We start from the raw sequence: 24,084 nt of genomic DNA, 5'->3' as shown, positions 1-24,084 counted from the left end.
TTGGCATGAACCTGACCTGGTCGCCCGCCGATCTCGCCTTCCGCGACGAGGTACGTTCCTTTCTCGAGGAGAACCTCACTCCGCAGCTGCGGCGCGCGGGCACGTTGATGACCAGCGTGTACGCCGACCATGAGGCCAGCATGGAGTGGCAGCGAATTCTCCACGACAAGGGCTGGGCCGCGCCCGCGTGGCCGGTCGCCCACGGCGGCTGCGACTGGACGCTCACGCAGCACTACATCTTCAGCCGGGAGTCGACGCTGGCCGGCGCGCCCTCGCTCTCGCCGATGGGCATCCGCATGGTCGCCCACGCGATCATCGAGTTCGGCACGGACGCGCAGAAGGATTATTTCCTTCCCCGAATCCTCACCGGTGAGGTGTTCTTCTGCCAGGGCTACTCGGAGCCGGAAGCAGGTTCGGACCTCGCCGCGCTGTCGATGGCAGCCCGCGATGACGGCGACCACCTGGTCTGCACGGGTAGCAAGATCTGGACCACCCACGCCCGGGAAGCCAACTGGATGTTCGCGCTGGTGCGCACGACCCGGTCGGACAAGAAGCAGCGCGGCATCACGTTCGTGCTGGTCGATCTCGCGACACCGGGCATCGAGATCCGGCCACTGGTGATGACTTCTGGCGAGGAGGTACAGAACCAGGTGTTCTTCGACGAGGTGCGGGTCTCCAAAGACAACATCATCGGGGAGATCGACGACGGGTGGACGGTCGCGAAGTACCTGCTCGAGTTCGAGCGGGGCGGCGGGGCGGCGGCGCCCGGGCTGCAGGTGATGGTCGAGGACATCGCCGCGGCGGCCGCCGAGCAACCCGGTCCGGCCGGTGGGCGACTTCTCGATCATCCGGCGTTCGCCCGCAAGCTCGCCGACGTGCGAATCCGCACAGAAGTCCTCGAGATCCTCGAGTACCAGGTGCTCGCGGTGGTGGCCGCAGGCGGCAATCCCGGCGCCAAGTCGTCGATGCTCAAGGTGCTCGGCACCGAGTTGAGCCAGCACATCACCGAGTTGGCCATGGAGGCCGCAGGTCCTCGGGGCCGCGCGTACCAACCGCACGCCACGTGTCCCGGCGGTCCGATCGCCCATTTCGAGCCGCCCGCAGGCGACTACGTCAGTGGTGAGCCGTGGCAGGCGGTCGCCCCTCTGCGGTACCTCAACGACCGCGCCGGCTCGATTTACGCCGGCAGCAACGAGATTCAACGCAACATCCTGGCCAAAGCGGCACTGGGACTCTAGAGGGGCTGTAGAGGGAAAGAATGGACTTCACGTTCAACGACGAGCAGGATCTGTTGCGTACCGGGTTGACACGGTTCCTCGCAACGCGATACGACCTCGAAAAGAGCCGTACCGCAGCACAATCCGGAGCAGGCTGGCAGCCCGAGATCTGGCGGGCATTCGCCGAGGAACTGGACATCCTGGGTGCCACGTTGCCTGAAGAACACGGCGGGATCGGCGGGGGGTCGGTCGAGATGATGCTGATCTGCGAGGCACTCGGCCATGCGCTGGCCATCGAGCCCTATGTCGACACCGCGGTGGTGGCGGCCGGGTTGCTGCGCCGTGCCGAGGGCCCGCTGGCGACCACATTGCTCGACGGAATCGTCTCGGGGACAACGGTGGTCACCATGGCGGCGACTGAGCCGACGTCGGGTGAGAACTGGCAGGATGTCTCGACCGTGGCCGAACGCGACGGTGACAGCTGGGTGCTCACGGGAACGAAGATCGTCTCGGCGAGCACACCCCTGGCCGACCATGTGCTCGTCACCGCCCGCACCTCAGGCGCCCCTGCCGACAGCGACGGCATCTCCCTGTTCGCCGTCGACATCGGCTCGGCGCCCTCGGGTCTGGACATGCACCATTACCGCACCATCGACGATCGGCTCGCCGCGGACATCACGCTCGCGCGCGTTCCGACCGCGGCACTGCTGGGCGAGGAAGGCGGCGCCTGGCCCTCGATCTCTCGCGCGCGCGACGAGGGAGCCGCAGCGGTGTGCGCGGAAGCGGTCGGCGCGATGCGCAAGGTCCTCGCCGACACGGTCGACTACGCCAAGCAGCGCAAGCAGTTCGGCCAGCCGATCGGCGCATTCCAGGTGCTGCAGCACCGCATGGTGGACATGTACATGGAGGTCGAACAGGCCGCGGCGGCGGTGTATCTGGCGGTGCTGCATCTCGATGACGACGACGCCACCACCCGTGCCAGGGCGGTGTCAGCCGCCAAGGCGACCGTCGGGAGGGCAGCCCGCTTCGTGGGCCAGCAGGCGGTCCAACTGCACGGCGGGATGGGGATGACCGAGGAATTGGCGATCGGCCACTATTTCAAGCGGCTAACGGCGCTGCAGTTCGAGTTCGGCTCGACCGACTTCCACGTCGATCGGTATGCGGCTCTGACCCGCTAGCGGCGCGCGACGATCACCGGCGTGCGGGCGGACTGCACGACCTGGGTACTGACCGACCCGAGGAGCATGCCCGCGAACCCGCCGCGTCCGTGGCTGCCGACGACCACCAGCTGGGCCGTCGCCGCCTCGTCGAGGAGCCGGCGGGCCGGCTGATCGCGGCAGACCACCCTGCGCACCGTGACGTCGGGGTAGCGCTCCTGCCAGCCGGCGAGCCGCTCGGCCAGCAGCATGTCCTCTTCCGGCTGCGCCTCGGTCCAGGGCTCGTCGGGCAGTTCGTATCCCGCGTCGCTCCAGGTGTGCACCGCCACCAGGTCGACCCCGCGCCGTGACGCCTCGTCGAACGCGATCGCCGTGGCGTGCTCGCTGGCCGGGGATCCGTCGATGCCCACCACCACCGGCGCCTGATCCGGATGGGCGATGAGCGGATCTTCGTCGCGAATCACGGCGACCGGACATGTGGCGTGGTGCACCAGACCCGTGCTGACCGACCCCAGGAGTCGCCGCTCCCACGTGCCGAGCCCTCGGCTGCCGACGACGATCATGTCGGCGTCGGCGCTCAGGTCGGCCAGCGCCGCGACGGGCTGACCGGAGAGGATCTTCTCGCCGAGTCCGCCGAGCTGCTCACCGGCGGCCGCCCGGGCGACCACGGATGCGTCGTCGAGGATCTCGCGAGCCGCGTCCTGCTCGTCCTGCAGAAAGGCAGGCGGAAGTGGAACCTGGACCCACGACTGCATGCCGGCCGATGGCAGCACGTGCGCCAACGTCAACCTCGCCCGGCGACGCGCCGCGGTGCGCGCGGCCCAATCGACGGCCACCCGGGATGCCGCCGAACCGTCCACACAGACGACGATGCCCAGCGATGCAGCTGGTTGGCTCATGAAGTTCGCCTCCTGACGGGGCAGCGTCGTTGCCGCCAACCCCGACGCTACGCCCGCCGATCCCGCAGGTCAGGGGTCTGCAGACATCCATGGCGGGGACCAAAGTCCTTCCCGCGTCACTGTCGATGCAGATCGACCACGAGGGGGCGGTGATCGGAGATGGCGACCGCCGGCGTCTTGCAGGCGCGCGCCTGTAGGCCCGGGTCGTCGGTCAGGACATGGTCCAGTTGCTGGGTGGGCACGTCGGCGGGGAAGGTGGCCGCCGAGGCGAGTGCGCGCAGACGTGTGTGGCGGCGCGCAGCCGCAGGCGGCATGTTCAGGTCACCGGTCACGATGCGCGGCCCCGGCATGCCGTCGATGTCGCGCAGCAACCGGCGCAGCTGCAGCCGGTTCCACCCAGGTACGAACGACAGGTGCGTGTTCGCGATGGTGAGCGGGCCCAGCGGGGTGTCGAAGTGTCCGACCACCGCAGCTCGCGGTTCTTCGTGGATGATCTGCACGCGGTTGGGCGAGCGCAGGTACAGGGGGAACCGAACCGGGATCCGGGGCAGGCGCACCACCTGCCAGTGGGCCGCGGGATAGCGCGAGAGCAGCGCGACCCCGTATGCCGCGGTACCCGGCTGCTCCTCCCCCGTCGCAGCCATCCAGGTCGCGCCGGGCGTGCCGGAGATGGCGGCGACGAACCTGTGGCTGCGGGCCCCCATGGCCTCGGCGGCCAGTGCCGTCAGGTCGGCCATGCCCGATCGCTGCTGCACCGAGTCCACCTCCTGTAGTGCGAGGATGTCGGCGTCCAACCCCTGGATGCAATCGGCGAACCGGTCCAGATCAACATCGCCACCGAGGGTGCGCCCGTGGAGGATGTTGAAGGTCACCAATTTCATGGGTATTGCACTACCCACCCTGCAGTCGAAACCCACGGCGGTGCGAATGTCCCCTGAAGATCTGCCCGAGGCGTTGCGCCATGCGGCGTCAGCGCTCAAAGCCGACGGCCCGCCGTTTGCGCTCGCCGGGAGTTTCGCGCTGTGGGTGTACGGCGCACCAGAGCCGACCCACGACGTGGACTTCGTCGTGACTGAGGCGGACGCGGAGGCGGCGGCCGCCACGCTCTCCAAAGCAGGGTTCGACATCCGACGCCCTCCCGAGGACTGGCTGTTCAAAGCGGCGCTCTCCGTCGACGGACCCGCAGTGATCGACGTGCTGCATCAGATCAACAGGGTTCCGGTCGATCCCGCCATGATCACCGGTGCACCGATGATGGACGTTCTCGCGCTGTCGATACCGGTGCTGATGCCCGGTGAGGTGATTCTGCAGAAGCTGCACTCGCTGCACGAGCACCACTGCGATTTCGCGAAACTGCTTCCGGTGGTGCGGGCGGTCCGCGAGCAGCTCGACTGGGCGGCCATGCGCGCAGAGACCAGCGACAACCCCTTCGCGACGACGTTCCTCGATCTGTGTGCCCGGTTGGGCATCGACACGGGATGCACGGCGGACTCACAGCCGGAGCTCAGCTGAGAACCGTTGTGCCAGAGCTACCCTCGCGGGGGCCCGGTGGAGGAACGGATAGAGGCGGGGCCACAGTGAATCGTCAGGCGAAGCGACGCGCGATGTTGGTCATCGTCCTTGCGCTGCTCTGCTCGGGATGCCTCGGGCACCGATTCGCGGCTCGCCAGGATGCGTCGGCCCCGACGACCGGTCTGTCGGCAGCGGCCGCCACCCGACTCGGCATCCCGTCGCAAGGCACCGTTCTCGCGCTGCCCGGGGCGGATCTCCACTTCCGCGACACCATGGCCGAAGAGTTCCGCGGGGTGTTCAGCACCGGCCCCTACACGATGAAAGTCGTCGACTACCCGCGCGATCTGGCCCTGGATTCGATTCCGACCGGGGTCGCCAACCTCGACACCGCGATACGCGCCACACCGGGCACCATCATCGTGCTGGCGTACAGCCAAGGGGCCCAGGTGGCGTCGGAATGGATGCGCCAGCATGCGCAGGATCAGACGGCGCCGGGACCCGACCGCATGACGTTCATTCTGTTCGGCAACCCGTTGCGCGCATCGGGAGGCGCGAAGGTGGGCGATCCCACGGCCCGCACCACTGGGCTCGCCACCCCGACCGACACCCCGTGGCACATCGTGGACATCGCCCGCCGCTACGACGGCTGGGCCGACTCGCCCACCGACAAGAGCAACGCCGCCGCGGTGCGCAACGCCGACCTGGGAAAGCTGTTCATCCATCCGCACTACGAGGGTGTGGATCTCGACGACCCCTCGCTGACGGTGTGGCAGCGCGGAAACACCACGTTCGTCCTGACGAACGAGGCACCGTTGCTGCCCAACGATGCCGCCCAGATCGAGTCTGCTTACCGTCGAACGTGATTCATATCGCGGGAAGAGTTGCCCCCGTCGCCGATTCCGCGTACTGCCGCATGAGACGCAGCGCCGTCGCACGGTCCATCTCCGGATCGCGCGCCACGATGCGGTAGCCGAGGTAGTCCTCCATCGCCATCAGCGTCATCGCGATGTCACGCGCCGGCACGGAGAGGCTGAACACGCCCGCGTCGGCACCCGCAGTCAGCAGATCCCGGTAGAGACCGACCTGACGGTGATAGATCCCCTGGACGTCGCGGCGTTGGTCCAATTCGAATCCGGCGGCGAGCACAGCCCGCCAGATGGCCCGCCACTCGGCGTCCTCGGCCCCGGTCGGCAGGCCCGCCGCGATCGTCATAGCCAGCTGCAGTGACAGGTCGTCGGTCCGATCGCCGAAACGACGGCGTTCTTCGTAGAAGCGCACGTCCGAGCGGAGTGCCAACGCTGAGAGCAGCTCGGCCATGTCCTTGAAGTAGTAGCGCACCGCGTTCGTGGTCAGACCGAGCTCGGCTGCCACGTCCGCGAGCCTGAGACTGGCGAGGTCATGGCGTTCGATGAGGGCGATCGCCGCATCCATGATGTCGGCGCGTCGCTGCGCCTGGGTGTTCGGCCGACCCATCTGTGTGCACCCCTCTCTGGTGTCGTGAGTGTGATTCTGCCGTTCCGGTTGCGTGACGTCCGACACGGGCGCATAGTTCTTTTCCAGTTCGGAAAACAATGGAGCGTGTCATGAGGGCAAGAGACCTCGGCGTCATCATCGGCGACCACCCCACCGGTGCCCACAACGCCATCACCGACGTGCCCGGGGTGCGCGTCGGACACGTCACCCTCGACGCCGACGGGCCGCCCGCCGTCCACACCGGCGTCACGATGGTCGTGCCGCACGACGACATCTGGACCGAGCCCGTGTTCGCCGGCGCGCACCGCCTCAACGGCAGCGGCGAACTCACCGGCCTGGAATGGATCCGCGAATCCGGCGAGTTGACATCCGTGATCGGACTCACCAACACCCACAGTGTCGGCGTGGTGCGCGACGAGTTGGTCGCCGCGCAGGTACGGGCCCGCGGTGACGGCGTCTACTGGTCGCTGCCCGTGGTCGGAGAGACCTACGACGGTCTGCTCAACGACATCAACGGATTTCACGTCAGATCCGAACACGCCCGCGCCGCGCTGGAGAACGCATCGGCGCAACCACCCGCCGAAGGCAACGTGGGCGGCGGCACCGGGATGATCTGCCACGGCTTCAAAGGCGGCATCGGTACGTCGTCGCGCATCACCGAGACCGCGACGGGTCACTACACCGTCGGCGTCCTGGTTCAGGCCAATCACGGCCGCCGGGAACGACTGCGCATCAACGGAGTCCACGTCGGTGAGCTGATCGGAGCGGACGCTGTACCGCTGCCCGACCTGCCGCCGCGTTACGAACCCGGATCCGGTTCGATCATCGTGATCGTCGCGACCGACGCACCCCTGCTCCCCCACCAGTGCACCCGCCTGGCGCAACGCGCCGCTCTGGCCGTCGGCCGGCTCGGCGGCACCGGTGAGCAGTACAGCGGTGATCTCATGCTGGCGTTCTCGACGGGAAACCGCGGAATCCCCCCGTATGCCTGGGACGAGAACGTGAGCACCGCCCAACCGGAGATCGGGCTCCGCATGGTCGCGCCGCAATTGATGACGCGACTGTTCGACTTGACGATCGACGCCACCGAGGAGGCCATTGTCAACGCGATGGTCGCCGCCACCACGATGACCGGCCGCCACGGCTTCACCGCCCACGCGATCGATCACGACCTGCTCCGCACCGCACTGTCGACCACTTCTCCCCAGGAGACCCCGTGACCGCCACGACCATCGCCGAATCTCGGCGACTGACAGGACAACTCGGCCCCGTCGGAATCGTGTTCATGGTGGTGGCCGCCGCGGCACCACTGACCGTGATCGGCGGCAACATGCCGCTGGCGATGGGCCAGGGCAACGGAGCAGGCGCACCCGTCGGGTTCGTGATCGCCGCCCTGGTGCTGCTGGTGTTCAGCATCGGGTTCGTGACGATGACACCTCACGTTCCCGAGGCCGGCGCGTTCTTCTCCTACGTCACAGTGGGTCTCGGCGGACGGATGGGCAAGGGCATCGCGGTGGTCGCCCTGATCGCCTACACCGCGATCCAGATCGGCATCTACGGATACATCGGCTGGGCAATCGCCGACACTGTCGCCCACTACAGAGGCTCCTCCCAAGGCCCCGACATCCCCTGGCCCGTCTACTCGTTCGTCGTCTTGGCGATCGTCGCCGTCCTCGGCTACCGCCACATCGATCTGAGCGCCAAGGTCCTCGGCGTCGCGCTGGCCTTCGAGATCGGCATCGTGGTGATCCTCGACGTGGTGATGGTCGCCAAGCCCGGCCCGGCCGGTGTCACCTTCACCTCGTTCGCTCCGGCGACGTTCACCCAGGGCACCATCGGAATCGCGATCCTGTTCGCGCTCACCGGATTCATCGGATTCGAGGCCACGGCGGTGTTCCGTGACGAGGCGCGCGACCCCGAGCGAACGATCCCGCGCGCGACCTATGCGGCGGTCATCATCATCGGCGCGTTCTACGCGATCACCGTGTGGGCGTTCGTGGTGGCGCTGGGCCCCGATCAGGTGACCGGTATCGCGCAGCGGACACTCGACGGCGACGGCAACATGCTGCTGGACACCACCGGCGACATGCTCGGCACCATAGGCCGCGACATCGTCAACGTACTGCTGCTGAGCAGTCTGTTCGCCTGCGTGCTGTCTTTTCACAACGTGATCGCGCGCTACCAGTTCGTGCTGGCCGGTAAGGGATTGCTGCCTTCGCGACTGGCCACTGTGCATGACGACCATGCGTCCCCGTCGTTCTCGTCGCTCGTCCAGACCGTGACGGCAGGGGTCATCGTCGCGGTTCTCGCGCTGCTCGGCATCGATCCGCTGGTCGGTGTGTTCGGTTCGATGGCGGGCGTCGCGACGGTCGGCATGGTGGTGCTGATGTTGACCACGTCTGTCGCGGTGCTCGCGTTCTTCCTGCGCCACCGCGAGCACGGCGGAACGTGGACGACCCGGATCGCGCCCGCACTCGCCGTGCTCGGGTTGCTCGCGAGCCTGTGGCTGGTGCTGTCGAACTTCACGCTGGTGACCGGCGGCAGCGTGACGCTGAGCACTGTGCTGGCCGCGATCCCGTTCCTCGGGCTGGCGGTCGGTTTCCTGGCGTGGCGGCCGTCGAAGTCACTCACGTGACCCGGTAGCCCCGTCGACGATCATCATCGCGACGTGCAGTGAGGTCATCGATTCTCCGTCGTCGAGGTCGACCCCCACGGCGGCGCGGATAGCGGCCAGCCGCTTGTAGAGGGCCGGTCTGCTCATGTGCAGCCGTTGCGCGAGCGCCGCCTTGTTGCCCGCGAGCCGCAGATACTCCCGCAGCACCGTCAGGTTGGACGGCGTGTCCGAGGAATCCTCGGAGAGCAGGCTTTTCAGTTCGGTCTCGGCGAATTGCTGGACACGTCGATCGTCACGCAGCAGGGACAGAAGGCCGCGCAGCCGAACGTCGGCGGCCCGGAAGTAGGGGCGGTGTCGATCCCCCTGCGCCAGAGCGACTTCAGCGATGTGCGCGGCCTCGGCCAGCCCGGACACCGCGTCGGCGATCTGCTCCGCCGGCGGCCCCAGCGCCAGCACCGACGCCATCGCACCGTCGACTCGACGCACCTGCTCCCGCAGCCGGGCACCCAGTGCCGCCAGTGTCGCGTCTGTGCCGCGAGAGTCCTTGAGGGACAGGATCATCACGACTTCCGAATCACCCCGCAGCGCGAACAGACCGGTGTGACCGGACGCGTTGACGGTGTGGGCAACCGCGTCGAGGAACGCGATGGCGCGCCGGTGACCGGCCACAGGATCCGATGACGGGGACGGCCGTTCCGCGCGCACTGTGGCCGGGTGATACCGGGCGGCCCGCCGCAGTCCCAGCGCTTCGGCGCGCGCCGCCAATTCGCGCTCGTCGGTGAGGCGTCCCCGCAGCACGTCGTCGATGAGCCCGCTCTGCGCCTGATGCTGCAGCCCCGTTCGGTCCTGCTCGATCATCCGGTGCATGGCCAGCGCCGCCGCTGCCCGTTCGAGCACCATCTTGGCGCGATGCTCGTCTGCGGGTGCGCGAGGCACGACCAGCCGCCCCCACAGCTGGGTGCGAGGCCCGACACCGGTGACCGCCCAGGGCTCCGCCTGCTCGGTGCGTCCAGGGCTGCGGCGGGAGCGGCGCTCCCAGTTGTCGAGCAGATCCGCGGGTATCCCCGCCGACATCGCGACCGCCTGGTGCGAAAGATCCTCCAGCACAACCGGCTCGGCGAGGATCTGTGCTGCCGCATCGACGATTCCCCTCAGCGAGGCGCGCTTCATGGACAACTCGGTGAACGTCTCGTGCACGCGGCGGTCGAAGGCCACCTCGTCGTACTGCTCGGCGACGATGCGTCGGTGTACCGCTTCGGTGATCTCGACGAACCGCACCGTGCGGTGGAGGACGACCAGGGCGAGTGCGAGTTCCTCGGCGACGGCGCCGACCCCGGTCGGCAGCGCGGGCACCTGGGTGCCCACCTCCACGATGACGCCGAGTGCACCTGCGTCGGCGAGGCCACGCAAATACCTGCGCGGGTGCCGAGCCAGGGCCTTGCCTGTGGTCAGCACCAGCTCACCGCCCTGGAGCAGACTGGACAGGTCGGCCAGGTCGCTGCCGTGGACCCAGCGGATTGTCTCGGCCCACCGCTGATCGCTGAGGACTTCTGGATCGCCCTGCTGCACCACAGGCAGAGCGACGACCTCACCCACCGTCAACGGCATTGACACAGTGTATTGCCTGGGCCTGTTTTGATGACAGTGTGCATCTGTCACGATGTCCGTGCGCGCGCGAGACTCTTCGTATGGCTGCGCAGATTTCGCATTGGGTGAACGGTGAAGTGTTCGAGGGTTCTTCCGGTGCGTCGGCGCCGGTGACGAATCCGGCGACGGGTCAGGTGACCGGTCAGGTGGCCCTGGCTTCGGTCGAGGACGCGCGAGCCGTGATCGACGCCGCGGCGGCGGCGTTCCCCGCCTGGCGCGACACGTCGCTGGCCAAGCGCACCCAGGTGCTGTTCCGCTTCCGCGAACTGCTCAACGAGCGCAAGGGTGAGCTCGCCGAGATCATCACCAGCGAGCACGGCAAGGTCGTCTCCGACGCCCTGGGCGAAGTGGCCCGCGGCCAGGAAGTCGTCGAGTTCGCCTGCGGCATCGCCCACCTCCTCAAAGGCGGGTTCACCGAGAACGCGTCGACCAACATCGACGTGCACTCCATTCGCCAACCCCTCGGACCGGTCGGCATCATCTCCCCGTTCAACTTCCCCGCGATGGTCCCGATGTGGTTCTTCCCCCTGGCCATCGCCTGCGGCAACAGCGTCGTACTGAAGCCGTCGGAGAAGGATCCGTCGGCGTCGCTGTGGCTGGCCAAGCTGTGGACCGAAGCCGGCCTGCCCGCCGGGGTGTTCAACGTTCTGCAGGGCGACAAGACCGCCGTCGACGAGCTGCTCACCAACCCCAAGATCAAGAGTGTGTCGTTCGTCGGATCGACCCCGATCGCTCAGTACGTCTACGCCACCGGCACTGCCGCGGGTAAGCGCGTCCAGGCTCTCGGTGGCGCCAAGAACCACGCCGTGATCCTGCCCGACGCCGACCTCGACCTGGCCGCCGATGCGATGGTCAACGCCGGTTTCGGCTCCGCCGGGGAACGCTGCATGGCCATCTCCGCGGCCGTCGCTGTCGGACCCATCGCTGACGACCTCGTCGCCAAGATCGCCGAACGCGCTGCCACCATCAAAACCGGCGACGGCACCAAAGACTCCGACATGGGCCCGCTGGTCACTGCCGCCCACCGCGACAAGGTCGCCTCCTACATCGACGCCGGCGAAACCGCCGGAGCCAAAGTCGTTCTCGACGGCCGCACCGTCACCGCTGACGGTGGTCAGGACGGGTTCTGGCTCGGCCCTACCCTGCTCGACAACGTCACCCCCGACATGACCGTCTACACCGACGAGATCTTCGGCCCCGTCCTGTCCGTGGTGCGGGTGGACACCTACGACCAGGCGCTCGAGCTCATCAACACCAACCCCTACGGCAACGGCACCGCGATCTTCACCAACGACGGCGGCGCCGCCCGCCGCTTCCAGAACGAGGTGGAGGTCGGCATGGTCGGCATCAACGTGCCGATCCCGGTTCCCATGGCCTACTACAGCTTCGGCGGCTGGAAAGCCTCCCTGTTCGGTGACAGCCACGCCCACGGCCTCGACGGTGTGCAGTTCTTCACCCGCCAGAAGGCCATCACCACCCGCTGGCTCGATCCCAGTCACGGCGGCATCAACCTCGGCTTCCCCACCAACTAAGCGAGAGAGCACCATGACGTCAACAGTGAGCGCCCTGCCCACCGGCGAAGACCTCGACACCGCGATCGCCCGCGGGCAGCGCGCCTACGATCTGGACCGCCAGCACGTGTTCCATTCGTGGTCGGCGCAGGCCCAGATCACGCCGATGACGGTGCTCGCTGCGCAGGGTTCCTACGTGTGGGACGGTGACGGCAACCGGCTGCTGGACTTCTCCTCGCAGCTGGTCAACACCAACATCGGCCATCAGCATCCGAAAGTGGTTGCCGCCATTGCCGAGCAGGCCGCCAAGCTGTGCACGATCGCACCTCAGCACGTCAACGACGCGCGCTCCGAAGCCGCCCGGCTGGTTGCCGAGCGGACACCCGGCGATCTCAACCGCATCTTTTTCACCAACGGTGGTGCTGACGCCGTCGAGCACGCCGTGCGCATGGCCCGCCTGCACACCGGCCGCTACAAGGTGCTCTCCCGCTACCGCTCCTACCACGGCGGCACCGAGACCGCGATCAACCTGACCGGCGACCCCCGCCGCTGGCCCAACGACCACGGCAACGCCGGAATCGTCCATTTCAGTGGGCCTTTCCTGTACCGGTCGACGTTCCACGCCGAGACCGAAGAGCAGGAAACGCAGCGTGCGCTCGAGCACCTGGATCGCCTGGTGCAGATGGAGGGTCCGTCGACGATCGCGGCGATCATCCTGGAATCGGTGCCGGGCACCGCGGGCATCATGGTCCCGCCGCCGGGTTACATGGCCGGTGTCCGCGAGATCTGTGATCGTCACGGCATCGTGTTCATCGCCGACGAGGTGATGGCGGGCTTCGGCCGGACCGGGCGCTGGTTCGCGATCGACAACTTCGACGTCGTCCCGGATCTGATCACATTCGCCAAAGGTGTTACCTCAGGCTATGTTCCGCTCGGCGGCGTCGCGATCAACGACGCGATCTACGCGACGTTCGCCGACCGCGCGTACCCGGGCGGGCTCACGTACTCGGGTCATCCGCTGGCGACCGCCTGCGCCGTCGCGACCATCACCGCGATGGAGGACGAAGGCATGATCGGCAACGCCGCACGCATCGGCTCCGACGTGCTCGGCCCAGGCCTGCGGCACCTGGCCGCTCGGCACCGCAGTGTCGGCGAGGTCCGCGGTCTCGGCGTGTTCTGGGCGATCGAGTTGGTGGCTGACCAGCAGACGCGCGAGCCGCTGGCTCCCTACGGCGGCTCCAGCCCCGCGATGGCCGCGGTGCTCGCGGCGTGCAAGTCCGGAGGGCTGCTGCCGTTCGCGAACTTCAACCGCATCCACGCGGTGCCGCCGTGCAACGTGACCGACGACGAAGTCGCCGAGGGACTGCGCATTCTCGACGCCGCGCTGGACGTCGCCGACGAGTACGCGCGCTGAGGATCGTTTTCAGACAGTCAGTTTCGCGAAGGACACGTCGACGCGATCCGGCACCCACGTGCGGGCCCGGAACACCGGGATGTCACCCAACGGAGTGGTGATCCATGATCGCTTGACGTCGACTCTGCCGTCGGGCATCACGAATTGCGCAGTGCCGAAACGGCTGTCGCCCAGCGTGACGATGTTGATGACGGAGCCGACGGGCGGGACGTCGCCTCTCGCAGTCCCGGCGTCGCCGTCGACGACATCGGTGACGAGGACAGCCTCGCTGCGGATTCCGTACAGGTCGTTCTGGGTCATCACGTCGGCGTCGACGCGTCCGATCCGGGTGCCCTTGGCGTCGTAGACGTCGAACTGTTGATAACCCTGGTATTGGATCTCCCTGGGCGGCAGACCGTTCACGCCGACGGGTTGCAGTGCCGAGACCGGAACCAGGGTCAGGCCGCGGGACACCTTCAGCGGTTGCGTCGACGGTGGCTCCGATGCGTCGATGAAGGTCTTGGTGCTGGTCTGCACACCGCCCGGGCCTACCTGTTCGACGATGAGCACGTCACCTGTCGGCGACGGAAGGGATTGGTACAGAACGTAGTTGTCGTCGTTGCCGGCGTAGACGACGTTGTAGACCGACCCGACCGGGGGAATCTGCCCGTCACCGGTGCCGACGTCGACACCGTCGTTGGCGGTGACCAGGATCGCTTGGGTGTATGTACCGAGGATGTCCGAAGTGGTCGTGAAGACACCTTCGAAGGTTCCGACCTGGGTGCCCGTCGCGTCGTACATTCCGAACACCTGCCGGCCTTGGATACTGGTGAACAGCGGTTGGATTCCGCTTGTGCCGGTGATGGTTTCGCCGTCAGGATCGGCGGGTGCGATGCTGTAACCGTTGGTGAGCCGCACGGGTCTGTTGTCGAATGTGTGGTCGGCGATGCCGGCGGCGCCGTCGAACGTCAGGGGCAGAGGGATGCTGCCGAACGGGGTGACGATCTTGAAGGAGATCACGTCACCGGTTGCGGTCGGCATCGCCGTGTAGGCCCAGCCGACGGGACCGATCGTGAATGTGGCGATCAGCGATCCGACTGGGGGAACCTGTCCTGGACCGGTTCCGACGTTCGTTCCCCCGTTGTCGATGACGAGCAGCGATGTGTAGTTGTAGCCGAGCCCGCGCCCGACCAGGGCGTCGAACTCACCCACCGACTCTTTGGTTCGCGGATCGACGATGTCGAATTTCTGTTGGCCTTGAACGAGGCTGGGGGCGCCGGGAAGGTAGGTCCAGCGGCCGTAGAACGACGTGATCTCCTCCGCAGAGTCCGGCACCAGGCTGTAGCCGTTCAGCTTCAACCGTGGCGGCGCGGCGGTGGGACTCGGCATGCCGATGTTGAGCACCGATACCGCGACGGCGAGACCCACCTCGAGCACCGATGTGAGTGCGAGGCTCACCACCCCGGGCGGCACGTCGCCCGCTCTGCGCATTTCCGCTCGCTTGACCAGCGGTGTTGACGCGACGGTGACGGTCTCCGTCTCGGCTCGCCAGCGGCTCTGGCGGGCGGTTATCGGACGGGTTGTCCCACTTCGCCTTTCGCTCGATGTGGGCCGCGGTTCACGCTCGGTGGCGAGTGTCCGCTTGCGCGGTGCGGTGTCTTCAGCCGGCGCGTCGGCGTGGTCGTGCGGGGCGCTCTGGCGCGCATCCCGCCGGGCCGCCAGACTGGTCCGCCGAGCCTGGCGCGTCTCGGCCTTTTCGTCACCGCGCTCTCGCAGCTGTCGTGCGCCACTGGATCGTGGCGCCTCTTTGGCAACCGTCTGCGATGAGTCGGCCGACGACGAGTCCGGCGCCGCAGATGCCATCGGACAACTCGTCATCACGGCGGCGCCCACCCCGAAGAAGACCGCCAGCGCGCCCACCCGCCCGATTACCCGCGAAGCATTCATCGCGTCCGAAAGTAGCCGGTCAGCGACTCCTGCGCGCGATTTCTCGCGGCCACATTCGGCGGCTCAAGATTTGTCGGTGGTCGAATGTATGTTCGAAGTATGTCGGAGGTGCGGGAGGCGGTGGCGGTCTTGAGGGCCGCTGTCGACGGCGTGCTCGCTGCCGATCTGGACCTCGCGACGGCTGCGGAGCTCACGGAGCTGCTCGACGAGGTGGAATCCGCCGGCTGCCGGCTCCCGGCGGCCCAGCACCGAGCGTTGGCCCGGCTGCAGATCGAGACCACCCCGCAGCAGATGGGCGCCAAAAACTGGAAAGACGTGCTGGCGATCCGCTGGCGTATCAGCGGCCCGGAAGCGCACCGCCGGTTGACTGAGGCGGCGCTGCTCGGGCCGCGGGTGTCGCTGACCGGAGCACCCTTGCCGCCGGTGTTGCCGGCGACCGCTATCGCGCAGGAACAGGGGCTGATCACCGGGGAGCATGTCGCCGAGATCCGCAAGGCCGTCGACAAACTGCCCGGCTTTTGCGACGCCGCGACTCGGGAGCAGTTCGAAGTGGAATTGGTGCGCACCGCGGTCGGTACCGGCCCGAAAGAGACCCGCGACGCCGCGGATCTGACCCTGTTTCTCCTCGATCAGGACGGCCCCGAACCCGACGATGCGGAACGCACCCGCAAACGGGGTCTGAAGAAATCTCGGCAGGGTCGCGACGGCATGACGGCGTGGTGGGCGGATCTGACGCCGGAAGCGGCCGCGGTGTGGGAGGCGATCTTCGCCAGATACGCCGCCCCCGGCATGTGCAACCCCGACGATGACGAACCCTGTATCTCGGGGACGCCGACGCAGGCCCAGATCGACAACGATCACCGCAGCCTCGCCCAGCGCCAGCATGATGCGCTGCTGGCGGTGGGGCGGATCGCGTTGATGAGCGGGGAGTTGGGTCAGCTCAACGGGTTACCGGTGACCGTGATCGTGCGCACCACATTGCAAGACCTCGAATCCCGCGCCGGTGTCGGCGTGACCGGTGGCGGCACCCGCCTGCCCATCAAAGACGTCATCCAGATGGGCGCCCACGCGAGCCACTACCTGGCGATCTTTGACCGCGCCACCGGCTCCGCGCTGGACCTGTTCCGCACCCGCCGGGTCGCCTCGGCGGCGCAACGGATCATGCTGATTGGCCGCGAGGGTGGCTGCACCAAACCCGGCTGCCCGGTCGGCGCCTACGGCTGCCAGGTCCACCACGTCACACAAGATTGGGCTGCGGGTGGGCTGACCAACATCGACGACCTCGGCCTGGCCTGCCCACCCGACAACCGCAGCGTGAACGACGGCGGCTGGACCACGACGATGAACACCCGCCACGAAGTCGAATGGGCCCCACCACCGAACCTCGACACCGGACAAGCCCGGGTCAACACCCACCACACCCCAGAACGCCTCCTCCGCCCACCCGACGAGCAGGAACCCACCCAGGCGTCCGCCGACCCCGCAGAACCCGGCGGACCCGCACCACCCGACAACGAAGCGGCTTGATGTTCGGGCGTGATCGCGCACCGGCGCCACGACACGGCGGCGGTATCCATGCCCGCCAAGGTGACGGGGCCGTCTCGTTCGGATGGCGAAGTGGTGTCACAGCGTTACTGACCGGTCCGTCTGCTGACATCATCTGACGAGTGGCGCCGTACACCGTCAGAATGACGGACAGCAGACTGGCAGTTCGCCTCGCGGCGCTGGCGTCGCTGGGCGCTGGGATCATTCACGTCGCAGTCGTCCCCGCACACTGGCAGGAGTGGGCTCCCTCGGGCGCGTTCTTTTTCTTCCTGGCTCTCTTCCAGGTGATCTGGGCTCGGTCAGTTCTCGCGCACACCACCATTCCGGTACTGAGCGCTGGAGTTCTGCTCAACGTCGGCGCGCTTGCGCTGTGGGCGGTATCCCGCACCGCGGGAGCTCCGTTCGGTCCGAACGCCGGGCACGTCGAGCTGATCGCCGGCGCTGACGTGTGCGCGGTGCTGCTCCAGATCTACGTCGTGATGGGCGCCGGTTGGGTGTGGTACCGCGGCCTGCGCGGAGCTCCCGTGCCGACCTTCGCCGGCGCCGTGATCCTCGTCGGCGCCGTCGGTGTCGTCGCGATGGCATCAACGGTGGGCGCGGCCTCCGGACTCCAGCACGGCGAGCATCACACCGGCGGCCACGGGCCGGCCGGTCATGCCGACGGCGCTCATGACGTCGGCCCCGAAGCGGTCACTCCCCCGCCGGCCCTGCGCCCCGTCCAATCACCCTCGCCCACAAGCGAACCGTTCCCTGCGGCGGTACCCCTGAGCGGTCACGAGGCCCACGACCACGCACACTGACTGGCCGTCACGCAATACTGCGCGCGCTGGGGCTGAGGTCGAGTCGGCGCAACAGCTGCGCATTCAACGCCACCACGACGGTCGACAGCGACATCAGGACCGCGCCCACCGACATGGGCAGGACGAACCCGACGGGTGCCAGTACCCCAGCGGCGAGCGGCACCGCCACGAGGTTGTATCCGGCTCCCCACCAAAGGTTTTGCTGCATCTTGCGGTAGCTCGCGCGGGACAGCTCGATCACCGACAGCACCGAGCGCGGGTCAGAACTGGCCAGGATCACTCCCGCCGAGGCGATCGCGACGTCGGTGCCGGCCCCGATCGCGATGCCGACGTCGGCCTGAGCCAGCGCGGGCGCGTCGTTGACGCCGTCACCGACCATCGCAACCGTCCTGCCTTCGCGCTGCAGGTCAGAGACCTTGGTGGCCTTGTCTTCTGGGCGCACGCCCGAGAACACACGGTCGATGCCGAGCTCCCGCCCGACGGCCTCGGCGACAGCCGCGGCGTCACCGGTGATCATGACGACCTCGACACCGAGTTCGCGAAGGGCGTCGACAGCGTCGCGGGACTCCGGCCGGATGTCGTCGGCAAGGCGAAGTCCACCGATCACCACGCCGTCCCGGACGACGTGCAGGATGATCGCGCCTTCGGCACGCCACGCGGCGGCAGCTGCGATCTCCTGGGCGCCTATCTCGTCGAGCAGCCGGGGCCCGCCGACACGGACTTCGCGACCGTCGACGGTCGCTGTGACACCCACCGCCGGAGATGACGAAAACCCACGAGCTGAAGGCACTTCGAGGCTGCGATCATGGGCCGCCCGCACGATGGCCTTCGCCAGGGGATGCTCGCTGTCGGCCTCGGCAGCGGCAGCCAGCGCGAGTATCGTCTCGTCGTCGAGGCCGGCCTCGGCGTCGACGGCGGTCACCGTCGGCTCGCCCGTGGTGAGGGTGCCCGTCTTGTCGAACAGCACCGCGTCGACGGTGCGCATCCCTTCGAGAGCCAGCCGATCCTTGACGAGCACACCACCACGCGCGGCTCGCTCGGTGGCGATCGACACGACCAGGGGAATCGCCAAACCCAATGCGTGCGGGCAGGCGATGACGAGCACGGTGATCGCCCGCACGACGGATGCATCCGGGTCCCCGACGAGCGTCCACACGACCGCCGTGACAGCAGCGGTGATCAGGGCGAACCAGAACAGCCAACCGGCCGCTCGGTCCGCGAGTCGCTGGGCCCGCGACGACGAGCTCTGCGCCTCGGTCACCAGGCGCTGGATGCCGGCAAGGGCGGTGTCGTCGCCGGTCGCGGTGACCTCGACGCGCAGACCGGAATCGGTGGCGACGGTCCCCGCCGTGACCACGTCACCGACGCCACGGGTGACGGGGCGTGATTCGCCGGTCACCATCGACTCGTCCATGTCCGCACGCCCGTCGACGATCGCGCCGTCGGCGGGAACGCTGCCACCGGGTCGGACGAGGACCACATCGCCGACGCGCAGGTCTGCCGGTGCGACGGCCACCGTCCGGTCGCCCTCGACTTTCTCCGCCTCGTCGGGAAGAAGCGCCGCAAGTGAATCCAGCGCGGAGGTCGTCTGGGCCAGCGAGCGCATCTCCACCCAATGGCCGAGCAGCATGATGACGATGAGCAGCGCGAGTTCCCACCAGAACTCGAGTTCGTGGTGCAGCAGACCGAGGCTCGCCCCCCAGGACGCGAGGAATGCGACGGTGATCGCCAGGCCGATCAGCAGCATCATCCCGGGCTTGCGTGAGCGGATCTCGCTGACGGCGCCGGTGAGGAAAGGACGCCCACCGATGACGTACATCGCCGTACCGATCAGCGGTGCGATCCACTGCGCTCCGGGAAAGCCGGGTAAGTCATAGCCGACCAGCATGGCGAACATGGTCGAGAACGCGACGACGGGAATCGCGAGAATCAGGTTGATCCAGAACAGGTTTCGGAACTGAGCAGCGTGGTCAGTACCGTGGCCGGCGTGCTCGTGTGTCACCGTCATGGGCGTCCTCCGCGTTCACCATATACCCCCACGGGGTATATGAACAGATGCGCTCCGGAGGACATTCCCGAAGGAGCGGCGCGCTACTGTGATTCGCGAAAGTACGGCTCGACGGTGCCGCTCAGCTTCACGACCATCGGATTGCCGCGGCGGTCCCTCGCGGTGGGGACTTCGACGCGCACCCAACCCTCGGCCACATCGTACTCGTGGACGTTCGTCCGCTCGACGCCGTTGAAGCGGATGCCGACGTCGCGGGTGAGCACCTCTTCGTCGTAGAAGGGGCTGCGCGGATCGATGGAGAGGTGATCCGGCGGAACGTCTGGGGTCTGATCCTGCGACATGCCCCAAGAACCTACGCGATCCGATGGGAAGGGATTCCGTCGCCGTCACACCCGTGCCGTTGACGGGCGGCCCCGGTTGCTTCAGTAGGAGATTCGATCGATCCCGGCCGGGGTGGCTACCCCCCAAAGACTCACAGCCACACACCATCCCACACGTCGGCGGACACCACGGGCGCACCGTGACCAGGGAGAAGCGCGGTGACCGCCAGCGCACGCAGCCGAGCATTCGACTCGCGAGCAGCCTCGCCATCGACGAACTCCGGTGTGAACCATGCTCTTCCGCGACGCGTCAGGACGGCGTCACCTGACAGCAGGGTTCCCGATGCCGCGTGCCACAGAGCGACGCTGTCATCGGTGTGTCCGGGAGCGTCGAGGATCTGCCATGACGGGGCACCGGGGAGGCGGTCACCATCACGCAAGACACCTGCGGGGGCGCTTCCGCTCCAGACCATGCGATCGCTCCGACCGAAGCCGGCGCACCGCGTGCCGCTCCACAGCCCGCTGATCGCCGACCAGTCCACAGGCTGATCTCGGAAGACGGCTGCGATCTTCGCTTGATCCCGCAGGCCGGTAGTACGGGCTTTCTCTCCCGCAATGTAAGAATGCGTCCGCTCGGGAAGATGAACACCGACGCCGAATCGCTCGGCGACTGCGGGGGCTCCCGCGAGGTGGTCGCTGTGCCCGTGCGTCGCGACCACGGCGCCGACCGACCCGCCCAGGTTCTGGATCACCGGCGCGATGTCAGCAACGGCCGAGGGCAGCCCGGCATCGACGACGACCGGGCCTTCATGGATGACGTAGCAGTTCCAGATCCACCGGGAGATCCTGGTGACACCTGCGCCGTCGTAGGTTTCGATCACCGGGTCGCGAGCCATGGATGATGACCTTCTCCCGTTGTGTGTGGGGTGATCTCACGCGCCGCCGGTGTAAAGCGGCCAGGCCAGATACGAAAATCGCCCCGACCGAGTGGTCAGGGCAGTCTCCGTGTCGAAAAGTGGAGCTAAGGGGATTCGAACCCCTGACCCCCACACTGCCAGTGTGGTGCGCTACCAACTGCGCCATAGCCCCTGATTGTTGTGCTCATCGAAGCTACACCACGACCCGGTTCCGCTCAAAATCGCAGGTCACGGGCATTCCCCGCCGGCTTCGGGGCCGAGCGGCCGCACCTCGGTCCGCTCGCGCGCGACCCGGGGCCGGGTTTCCGGCGCGAACACCCAGCCGATGCAGGCCACGCCCAGGATGACGCCACTGACCAGGAATGCCAGCCCGTAGGACGTGTACTGCGCGATCAGCCCGACCAACAGCGAGCCGCCGATCGATCCGAAGTCGGCCATCATCTGGAACGTCGCGATCGCGGTCCCGCCGCGCGATTTGCTGCCCACCACGTCGGCGACCGCGGCCTGCTGCGGCGACACGAACACCCCGGTGGCCGCTCCGGCGACGTACGCCGCCGCCAGGAACACCGGCAGTGACGTGGTGAACCCGACCAACGCCGTCGACACCGCCGCGAGGCTCAGCCCGAAGATCAACAGCTTGCGCCGCCCCAGCCGATCCGACAGATACCCGCTCGGGATCACCACCGAGATGTTGCCCACCGCGAACGCCGTCAACGCGACGCCTGCCGCACCGGGCCCGCGACCGAGGACCTCCACCACGAACAGCGGCACCAACGCGATCCGCAGACCGAACGACGCCCAGCCGGTCGCGAAGTTCGACAGCAGCGCCGCCCGGTAGGCCCCGTGGCGGAACACCGTCCGGAACGGCACGGCCGCCTCGACATCGTCATCGGATCGGGTGATCACCGTCGAATTGCGCAGGCTCACGAACACCACCGTGGCGGCGACCAGCAGCGCCGCGCCGTAGATCAGGAACGGTGCCGCGAGCCCCAGCCCAGCGGTGAGGCTGCCCAGGATCGGCCCGCCCACCGAGCCGACCATGAACCCCGACGAGAACAACCCGGCGACACGACCGCGTGCGTCCGGGGGTGAGATGCGGATCAGCAGCCCCAGCGACGACACCGTGAACATCGCCGATCCGATGCCGCCAAGAGCGCGGAAAACCAGCAGCTGCCAATAGGTTTCGGCGAACGCGCAGGCGGCGGTGGACACCGCGACGATCAGCAGTCCGCTGATGTAGACGCGCCGCTCCCCCAGCCTCTGCACCAGCATCCCGGCGGGCGGCGCGCCCACGAGCCGCATCACCGCGAACGCGGTGATGACGAACGTGGCGGCACTGATGCTGACGCCGAAATGCCGGGCGTACTGCGGCAGCACCGGTGCGACGACGCCGTAGCCCAGCGCCACCACCACGTTGGCGGCGACGAGCACCCACACCTCGCGCGGCAGGCGCGGGGTCGTGCGTCTGTCGCCGTCGGCGACGAAACTCACGAAATGACCGCCGACACCACTTCCCGAGCCGCCTCCTGCACCTCGGCGAGATGGTCAGGGCCGCGGAACGATTCGGCGTAGATCTTGTACACGTCCTCGGTGCCCGACGGCCGCGCCGCGAACCAGGCGTTCTCCGTCGTCACCTTCAGTCCGCCCAGCGGCGCCCCGTTGCCGGGTGCACTCGTCAGCTTCGCGGTGATCGGCTCTCCCGCCAACTCGGTGGCACTCACCTGCTCCGGTGACAGCTTGCCCAACCGTGCCTTCTGCTCGCGGTTGGCCGGCGCGTCGATGCGCGCATACGTTGGCGCCCCGTATTTTTCGGACAACTCCCGGTAACGCTCCGACGGTGTGGAGCCGGTAACCGCGAGCATCTCCGACGCCAGCAACGCCAGGATGATGCCGTCTTTGTCGGTGGTCCACACCGAACCGTCGCGGCGCAGGAACGACGCCCCTGCGCTCTCCTCGCCGCCGAAGCCGATCGTCCCGCCGACGAGCCCGTCGACGAACCACTTGAAGCCCACCGGCACCTCGACGAGCGTGCGCCCCAGACCGGCCACCACGCGGTCGATGATCGACGAGCTCACCGCCGTCTTGCCGACCGCCGTCTCCGCCGCCCACTCAGCCCGGTGCGTGAACAGGTAGTCGATCGCCACTGCGAGGTAGTGGTTCGGGTTGAGCAGTCCACCGTCGGGGGTGACGATTCCGTGCCGGTCGGAGTCGGCGTCGTTGCCGGTCGCGATCTGGTACGCATCCCTGTTCGCGATCAACGACGCCATGGCGTTGGGGGAACTGCAGTCCATCCGGATCTTGCCGTCGGTGTCGAGCGTCATGAACCGCCACGTCGCATCGACCAGCGGGTTGACGACGGTGAGCGCCAGATTGTGCCGCTCGGCGATCGCGCCCCAGTAGTCCACGCTGGCGCCGCCCAGCGGATCGGCTCCGATGCGGATGCCTTCGGCGGAGATGACGTGCATGTCGACCACGTTAGGCAGGTCGGCGACGTACGCCTCGAGATAGTCGTGGCGTTGCACCGTGGTCAGCGCCCGCGCCAGCGGCACGCGTTGGACACCCTTCAGACCGTCGCGCAGCAGCTCGTTGGCCCGCTTCGCAATCACTCCGGTGGCGTCGGTGTCGGCGGGCCCGCCGTTGGGCGGGTTGTACTTGAAGCCGCCGTCGCGCGGTGGGTTGTGCGATGGCGTGACGACGATGCCGTCGGCGAGCGCGGAGTCGCGGCCCCTGTTGTAGGACAGGATCGCGTGGCTCACCGCCGGCGTCGGGGTGTAGCGATCGGCCGAATCGACCATCGTGACAACGTCATTCGCCGCCAGCACCTCCAGCGCCGACACCCAAGCTGGCTCGGACAGCGCATGCGTGTCGCGCCCGATGAACAGCGGACCCGTGGTGCCCTGCGCGGCGCGGTACTCCACGATCGCCTGCGTGGTCGCCAGGATGTGCGCCTCGTTGAAAGCCGCGTCCAGACTGGAGCCGCGGTGTCCCGACGTGCCGAACGCCACCTGCTGATCGACGTCGTCCGGATCGGGGACGACGGAGTAGTAGGCCGTCACCACCGCAGCGATATCGATGAGGTCGTCAGGTTGCGCCGGCTGGCCGGCACGTGGGTTCGCAGCCATGG

Annotated in this window: 20 protein-coding genes and 1 tRNA gene; 10 read left to right on the top strand and 11 right to left on the bottom strand. The window is 67.7% G+C overall.

Annotated elements, in window-relative coordinates:
- Nucleotides 1-5: 5 nt before the first annotated feature.
- Entirely contained in the window at nt 6-1,238 is a 1,233-nt protein-coding gene (locus ACZY1G_RS20350) for an acyl-CoA dehydrogenase family protein (RefSeq protein ID WP_463817064.1), read from the top strand.
- Between the two features lie 20 nt (nt 1,239-1,258).
- On the top strand, nt 1,259-2,395 hold the full coding sequence (locus ACZY1G_RS20345) for an acyl-CoA dehydrogenase family protein (RefSeq protein WP_463823467.1): 1,137 nt from the start codon (nt 1,259-1,261) through the stop codon (nt 2,393-2,395).
- Here ACZY1G_RS20345 and ACZY1G_RS20340 read toward each other — a convergent pair.
- Both ACZY1G_RS20340 and ACZY1G_RS20335 read right to left on the bottom strand, forming a co-directional pair.
- Nucleotides 2,392-3,273, bottom strand: coding sequence for a universal stress protein (locus tag ACZY1G_RS20340; protein ID WP_463817066.1), 882 nt, complete (start codon nt 3,271-3,273; stop codon nt 2,392-2,394). The two genes, ACZY1G_RS20345 and ACZY1G_RS20340, sit on opposite strands and share 4 nt — an antisense overlap.
- Before the next feature lie 116 nt (nt 3,274-3,389).
- The gene (locus ACZY1G_RS20335; RefSeq protein ID WP_463823466.1) at nt 3,390-4,154 is read right to left on the bottom strand and encodes an endonuclease/exonuclease/phosphatase family protein; all 765 of its coding nucleotides are present in this window, start codon (nt 4,152-4,154) and stop codon (nt 3,390-3,392) included.
- Between the two features lie 46 nt (nt 4,155-4,200).
- Here ACZY1G_RS20335 and ACZY1G_RS20330 point away from each other — a divergent pair, with 46 nt between their 5' ends.
- Together ACZY1G_RS20330 and ACZY1G_RS20325 are read left to right on the top strand one after the other, a co-directional pair.
- Nucleotides 4,201-4,785 carry a hypothetical protein gene (locus tag ACZY1G_RS20330; RefSeq protein ID WP_463823645.1) on the top strand — a complete coding sequence of 195 codons (585 nt, stop codon included), beginning with the start codon at nt 4,201-4,203 and terminating at the stop codon, nt 4,783-4,785.
- A gap of 92 nt (nt 4,786-4,877) precedes the next feature.
- Entirely contained in the window at nt 4,878-5,648 is a 771-nt protein-coding gene (locus tag ACZY1G_RS20325; RefSeq protein ID WP_463823465.1) for a PE-PPE domain-containing protein, read from the top strand.
- A 1-nt stretch (nt 5,649) separates the two neighbouring features.
- Here the strand turns inward: ACZY1G_RS20325 and ACZY1G_RS20320 are convergent, their stop codons facing one another.
- Nucleotides 5,650-6,258 (bottom strand): TetR/AcrR family transcriptional regulator, encoded by a 609-nt coding sequence (locus tag ACZY1G_RS20320; protein WP_463817070.1) that lies wholly within the window; start codon nt 6,256-6,258, stop codon nt 5,650-5,652.
- Between the two features lie 110 nt (nt 6,259-6,368).
- On the opposite strand from ACZY1G_RS20320, the gene ACZY1G_RS20315 reads away from it, so the two are divergent.
- The gene (locus ACZY1G_RS20315) at nt 6,369-7,478 is read left to right on the top strand and encodes a DmpA family aminopeptidase (protein ID WP_463817072.1); all 1,110 of its coding nucleotides are present in this window, start codon (nt 6,369-6,371) and stop codon (nt 7,476-7,478) included.
- Nucleotides 7,479-7,543: 65 nt separating this feature from the next.
- Nucleotides 7,544-8,893 (top strand): APC family permease, encoded by a 1,350-nt coding sequence (locus tag ACZY1G_RS20310; protein WP_463823644.1) that lies wholly within the window; start codon nt 7,544-7,546, stop codon nt 8,891-8,893.
- Here the strand turns inward: ACZY1G_RS20310 and ACZY1G_RS20305 are convergent.
- Nucleotides 8,882-10,480, bottom strand: a complete 1,599-nt coding sequence (locus ACZY1G_RS20305) for a PucR family transcriptional regulator (RefSeq protein WP_463817073.1) — start codon at nt 10,478-10,480, stop codon at nt 8,882-8,884. The genes ACZY1G_RS20310 and ACZY1G_RS20305 overlap by 12 nt on opposite strands.
- Before the next feature lie 80 nt (nt 10,481-10,560).
- On the opposite strand from ACZY1G_RS20305, the gene ACZY1G_RS20300 reads away from it, so the two are divergent.
- A complete protein-coding gene (locus ACZY1G_RS20300; protein WP_463823464.1) occupies nt 10,561-12,051 on the top strand; it encodes a CoA-acylating methylmalonate-semialdehyde dehydrogenase in 1,491 nt (496 codons plus the stop codon).
- A 13-nt stretch (nt 12,052-12,064) separates the two neighbouring features.
- The gene (locus ACZY1G_RS20295; RefSeq protein ID WP_463823463.1) at nt 12,065-13,444 is read left to right on the top strand and encodes an aminotransferase class III-fold pyridoxal phosphate-dependent enzyme; all 1,380 of its coding nucleotides are present in this window, start codon (nt 12,065-12,067) and stop codon (nt 13,442-13,444) included.
- A gap of 9 nt (nt 13,445-13,453) precedes the next feature.
- On the opposite strand, the gene ACZY1G_RS20290 is transcribed toward ACZY1G_RS20295, so the two are convergent.
- Nucleotides 13,454-14,914 (bottom strand): hypothetical protein, encoded by a 1,461-nt coding sequence (locus tag ACZY1G_RS20290; protein ID WP_463823462.1) that lies wholly within the window; start codon nt 14,912-14,914, stop codon nt 13,454-13,456.
- A gap of 540 nt (nt 14,915-15,454) precedes the next feature.
- Here ACZY1G_RS20290 and ACZY1G_RS20285 point away from each other — a divergent pair.
- On the top strand, nt 15,455-16,897 hold the full coding sequence (locus ACZY1G_RS20285; protein ID WP_463823461.1) for an HNH endonuclease signature motif containing protein: 1,443 nt from the start codon (nt 15,455-15,457) through the stop codon (nt 16,895-16,897).
- 161 nt (nt 16,898-17,058) lie between these two features.
- Entirely contained in the window at nt 17,059-17,715 is a 657-nt protein-coding gene (locus ACZY1G_RS20280) for a hypothetical protein (protein WP_463817079.1), read from the top strand.
- Nucleotides 17,716-17,722: 7 nt separating this feature from the next.
- Here ACZY1G_RS20280 and ACZY1G_RS20275 read toward each other — a convergent pair whose 3' ends face one another.
- From ACZY1G_RS20275 to pgm, 6 genes are all read right to left on the bottom strand, one after another.
- On the bottom strand, nt 17,723-19,723 hold the full coding sequence (locus tag ACZY1G_RS20275; protein ID WP_463823460.1) for a heavy metal translocating P-type ATPase: 2,001 nt from the start codon (nt 19,721-19,723) through the stop codon (nt 17,723-17,725).
- Nucleotides 19,724-19,806: 83 nt separating this feature from the next.
- Entirely contained in the window at nt 19,807-20,064 is a 258-nt protein-coding gene (locus ACZY1G_RS20270; RefSeq protein WP_463817082.1) for a DUF3297 family protein, read from the bottom strand.
- A gap of 131 nt (nt 20,065-20,195) precedes the next feature.
- A complete protein-coding gene (locus tag ACZY1G_RS20265; protein ID WP_463823459.1) occupies nt 20,196-20,939 on the bottom strand; it encodes an MBL fold metallo-hydrolase in 744 nt (247 codons plus the stop codon).
- 120 nt (nt 20,940-21,059) lie between these two features.
- Nucleotides 21,060-21,132, bottom strand: a tRNA-Ala gene (locus tag ACZY1G_RS20260).
- Nucleotides 21,133-21,188: 56 nt separating this feature from the next.
- Nucleotides 21,189-22,451 carry an MFS transporter gene (locus tag ACZY1G_RS20255; RefSeq protein WP_463823458.1) on the bottom strand — a complete coding sequence of 421 codons (1,263 nt, stop codon included), beginning with the start codon at nt 22,449-22,451 and terminating at the stop codon, nt 21,189-21,191.
- A complete protein-coding gene (gene pgm, locus ACZY1G_RS20250) occupies nt 22,448-24,082 on the bottom strand; it encodes a phosphoglucomutase (alpha-D-glucose-1,6-bisphosphate-dependent) (protein ID WP_463823456.1) in 1,635 nt (544 codons plus the stop codon). Before pgm ends, ACZY1G_RS20255 begins: the two co-directional genes overlap by 4 nt.
- Between the last annotated feature and the right edge of the window lie 2 nt (nt 24,083-24,084).

The sequence above is a fragment of the Mycobacterium sp. IDUB_5 genome (assembly GCF_055419565.1).
This window is presented reverse-complemented; position numbering and strand designations above follow the sequence as displayed.

Excerpts from the sequence above, each read along its gene's own strand:
- ACZY1G_RS20285 (WP_463823461.1), top strand. The coding sequence starts at position 15,455 with ATGTATGTTCGAAGTATGTCGGAGGTGCGGGAGGCGGTGGCGGTCTTG.
- ACZY1G_RS20290 (WP_463823462.1), bottom strand. The coding sequence starts at position 14,914 with ATGCGCAGAGCGGGCGACGTGCCGCCCGGGGTGGTGAGCCTCGCACTC.
- pgm (WP_463823456.1), bottom strand. The coding sequence starts at position 24,082 with ATGGCTGCGAACCCACGTGCCGGCCAGCCGGCGCAACCTGACGACCTC.
- ACZY1G_RS20315 (WP_463817072.1), top strand. The coding sequence starts at position 6,369 with ATGAGGGCAAGAGACCTCGGCGTCATCATCGGCGACCACCCCACCGGT.
- ACZY1G_RS20265 (WP_463823459.1), bottom strand. The coding sequence starts at position 20,939 with ATGGCTCGCGACCCGGTGATCGAAACCTACGACGGCGCAGGTGTCACC.
- ACZY1G_RS20320 (WP_463817070.1), bottom strand. The coding sequence starts at position 6,258 with ATGGGTCGGCCGAACACCCAGGCGCAGCGACGCGCCGACATCATGGAT.
- ACZY1G_RS20330 (WP_463823645.1), top strand. The coding sequence starts at position 4,201 with ATGTCCCCTGAAGATCTGCCCGAGGCGTTGCGCCATGCGGCGTCAGCG.
- ACZY1G_RS20345 (WP_463823467.1), top strand. The coding sequence starts at position 1,259 with ATGGACTTCACGTTCAACGACGAGCAGGATCTGTTGCGTACCGGGTTG.
- ACZY1G_RS20270 (WP_463817082.1), bottom strand. The coding sequence starts at position 20,064 with ATGTCGCAGGATCAGACCCCAGACGTTCCGCCGGATCACCTCTCCATC.
- ACZY1G_RS20340 (WP_463817066.1), bottom strand. The coding sequence starts at position 3,273 with ATGAGCCAACCAGCTGCATCGCTGGGCATCGTCGTCTGTGTGGACGGT.
- ACZY1G_RS20310 (WP_463823644.1), top strand. The coding sequence starts at position 7,544 with ATGGTGGTGGCCGCCGCGGCACCACTGACCGTGATCGGCGGCAACATG.
- ACZY1G_RS20300 (WP_463823464.1), top strand. The coding sequence starts at position 10,561 with ATGGCTGCGCAGATTTCGCATTGGGTGAACGGTGAAGTGTTCGAGGGT.
- ACZY1G_RS20280 (WP_463817079.1), top strand. The coding sequence starts at position 17,059 with ATGACGGACAGCAGACTGGCAGTTCGCCTCGCGGCGCTGGCGTCGCTG.
- ACZY1G_RS20350 (WP_463817064.1), top strand. The coding sequence starts at position 6 with ATGAACCTGACCTGGTCGCCCGCCGATCTCGCCTTCCGCGACGAGGTA.
- ACZY1G_RS20275 (WP_463823460.1), bottom strand. The coding sequence starts at position 19,723 with ATGACGGTGACACACGAGCACGCCGGCCACGGTACTGACCACGCTGCT.
- ACZY1G_RS20335 (WP_463823466.1), bottom strand. The coding sequence starts at position 4,154 with ATGAAATTGGTGACCTTCAACATCCTCCACGGGCGCACCCTCGGTGGC.
- ACZY1G_RS20305 (WP_463817073.1), bottom strand. The coding sequence starts at position 10,480 with ATGCCGTTGACGGTGGGTGAGGTCGTCGCTCTGCCTGTGGTGCAGCAG.
- ACZY1G_RS20295 (WP_463823463.1), top strand. The coding sequence starts at position 12,065 with ATGACGTCAACAGTGAGCGCCCTGCCCACCGGCGAAGACCTCGACACC.
- ACZY1G_RS20325 (WP_463823465.1), top strand. The coding sequence starts at position 4,878 with ATGTTGGTCATCGTCCTTGCGCTGCTCTGCTCGGGATGCCTCGGGCAC.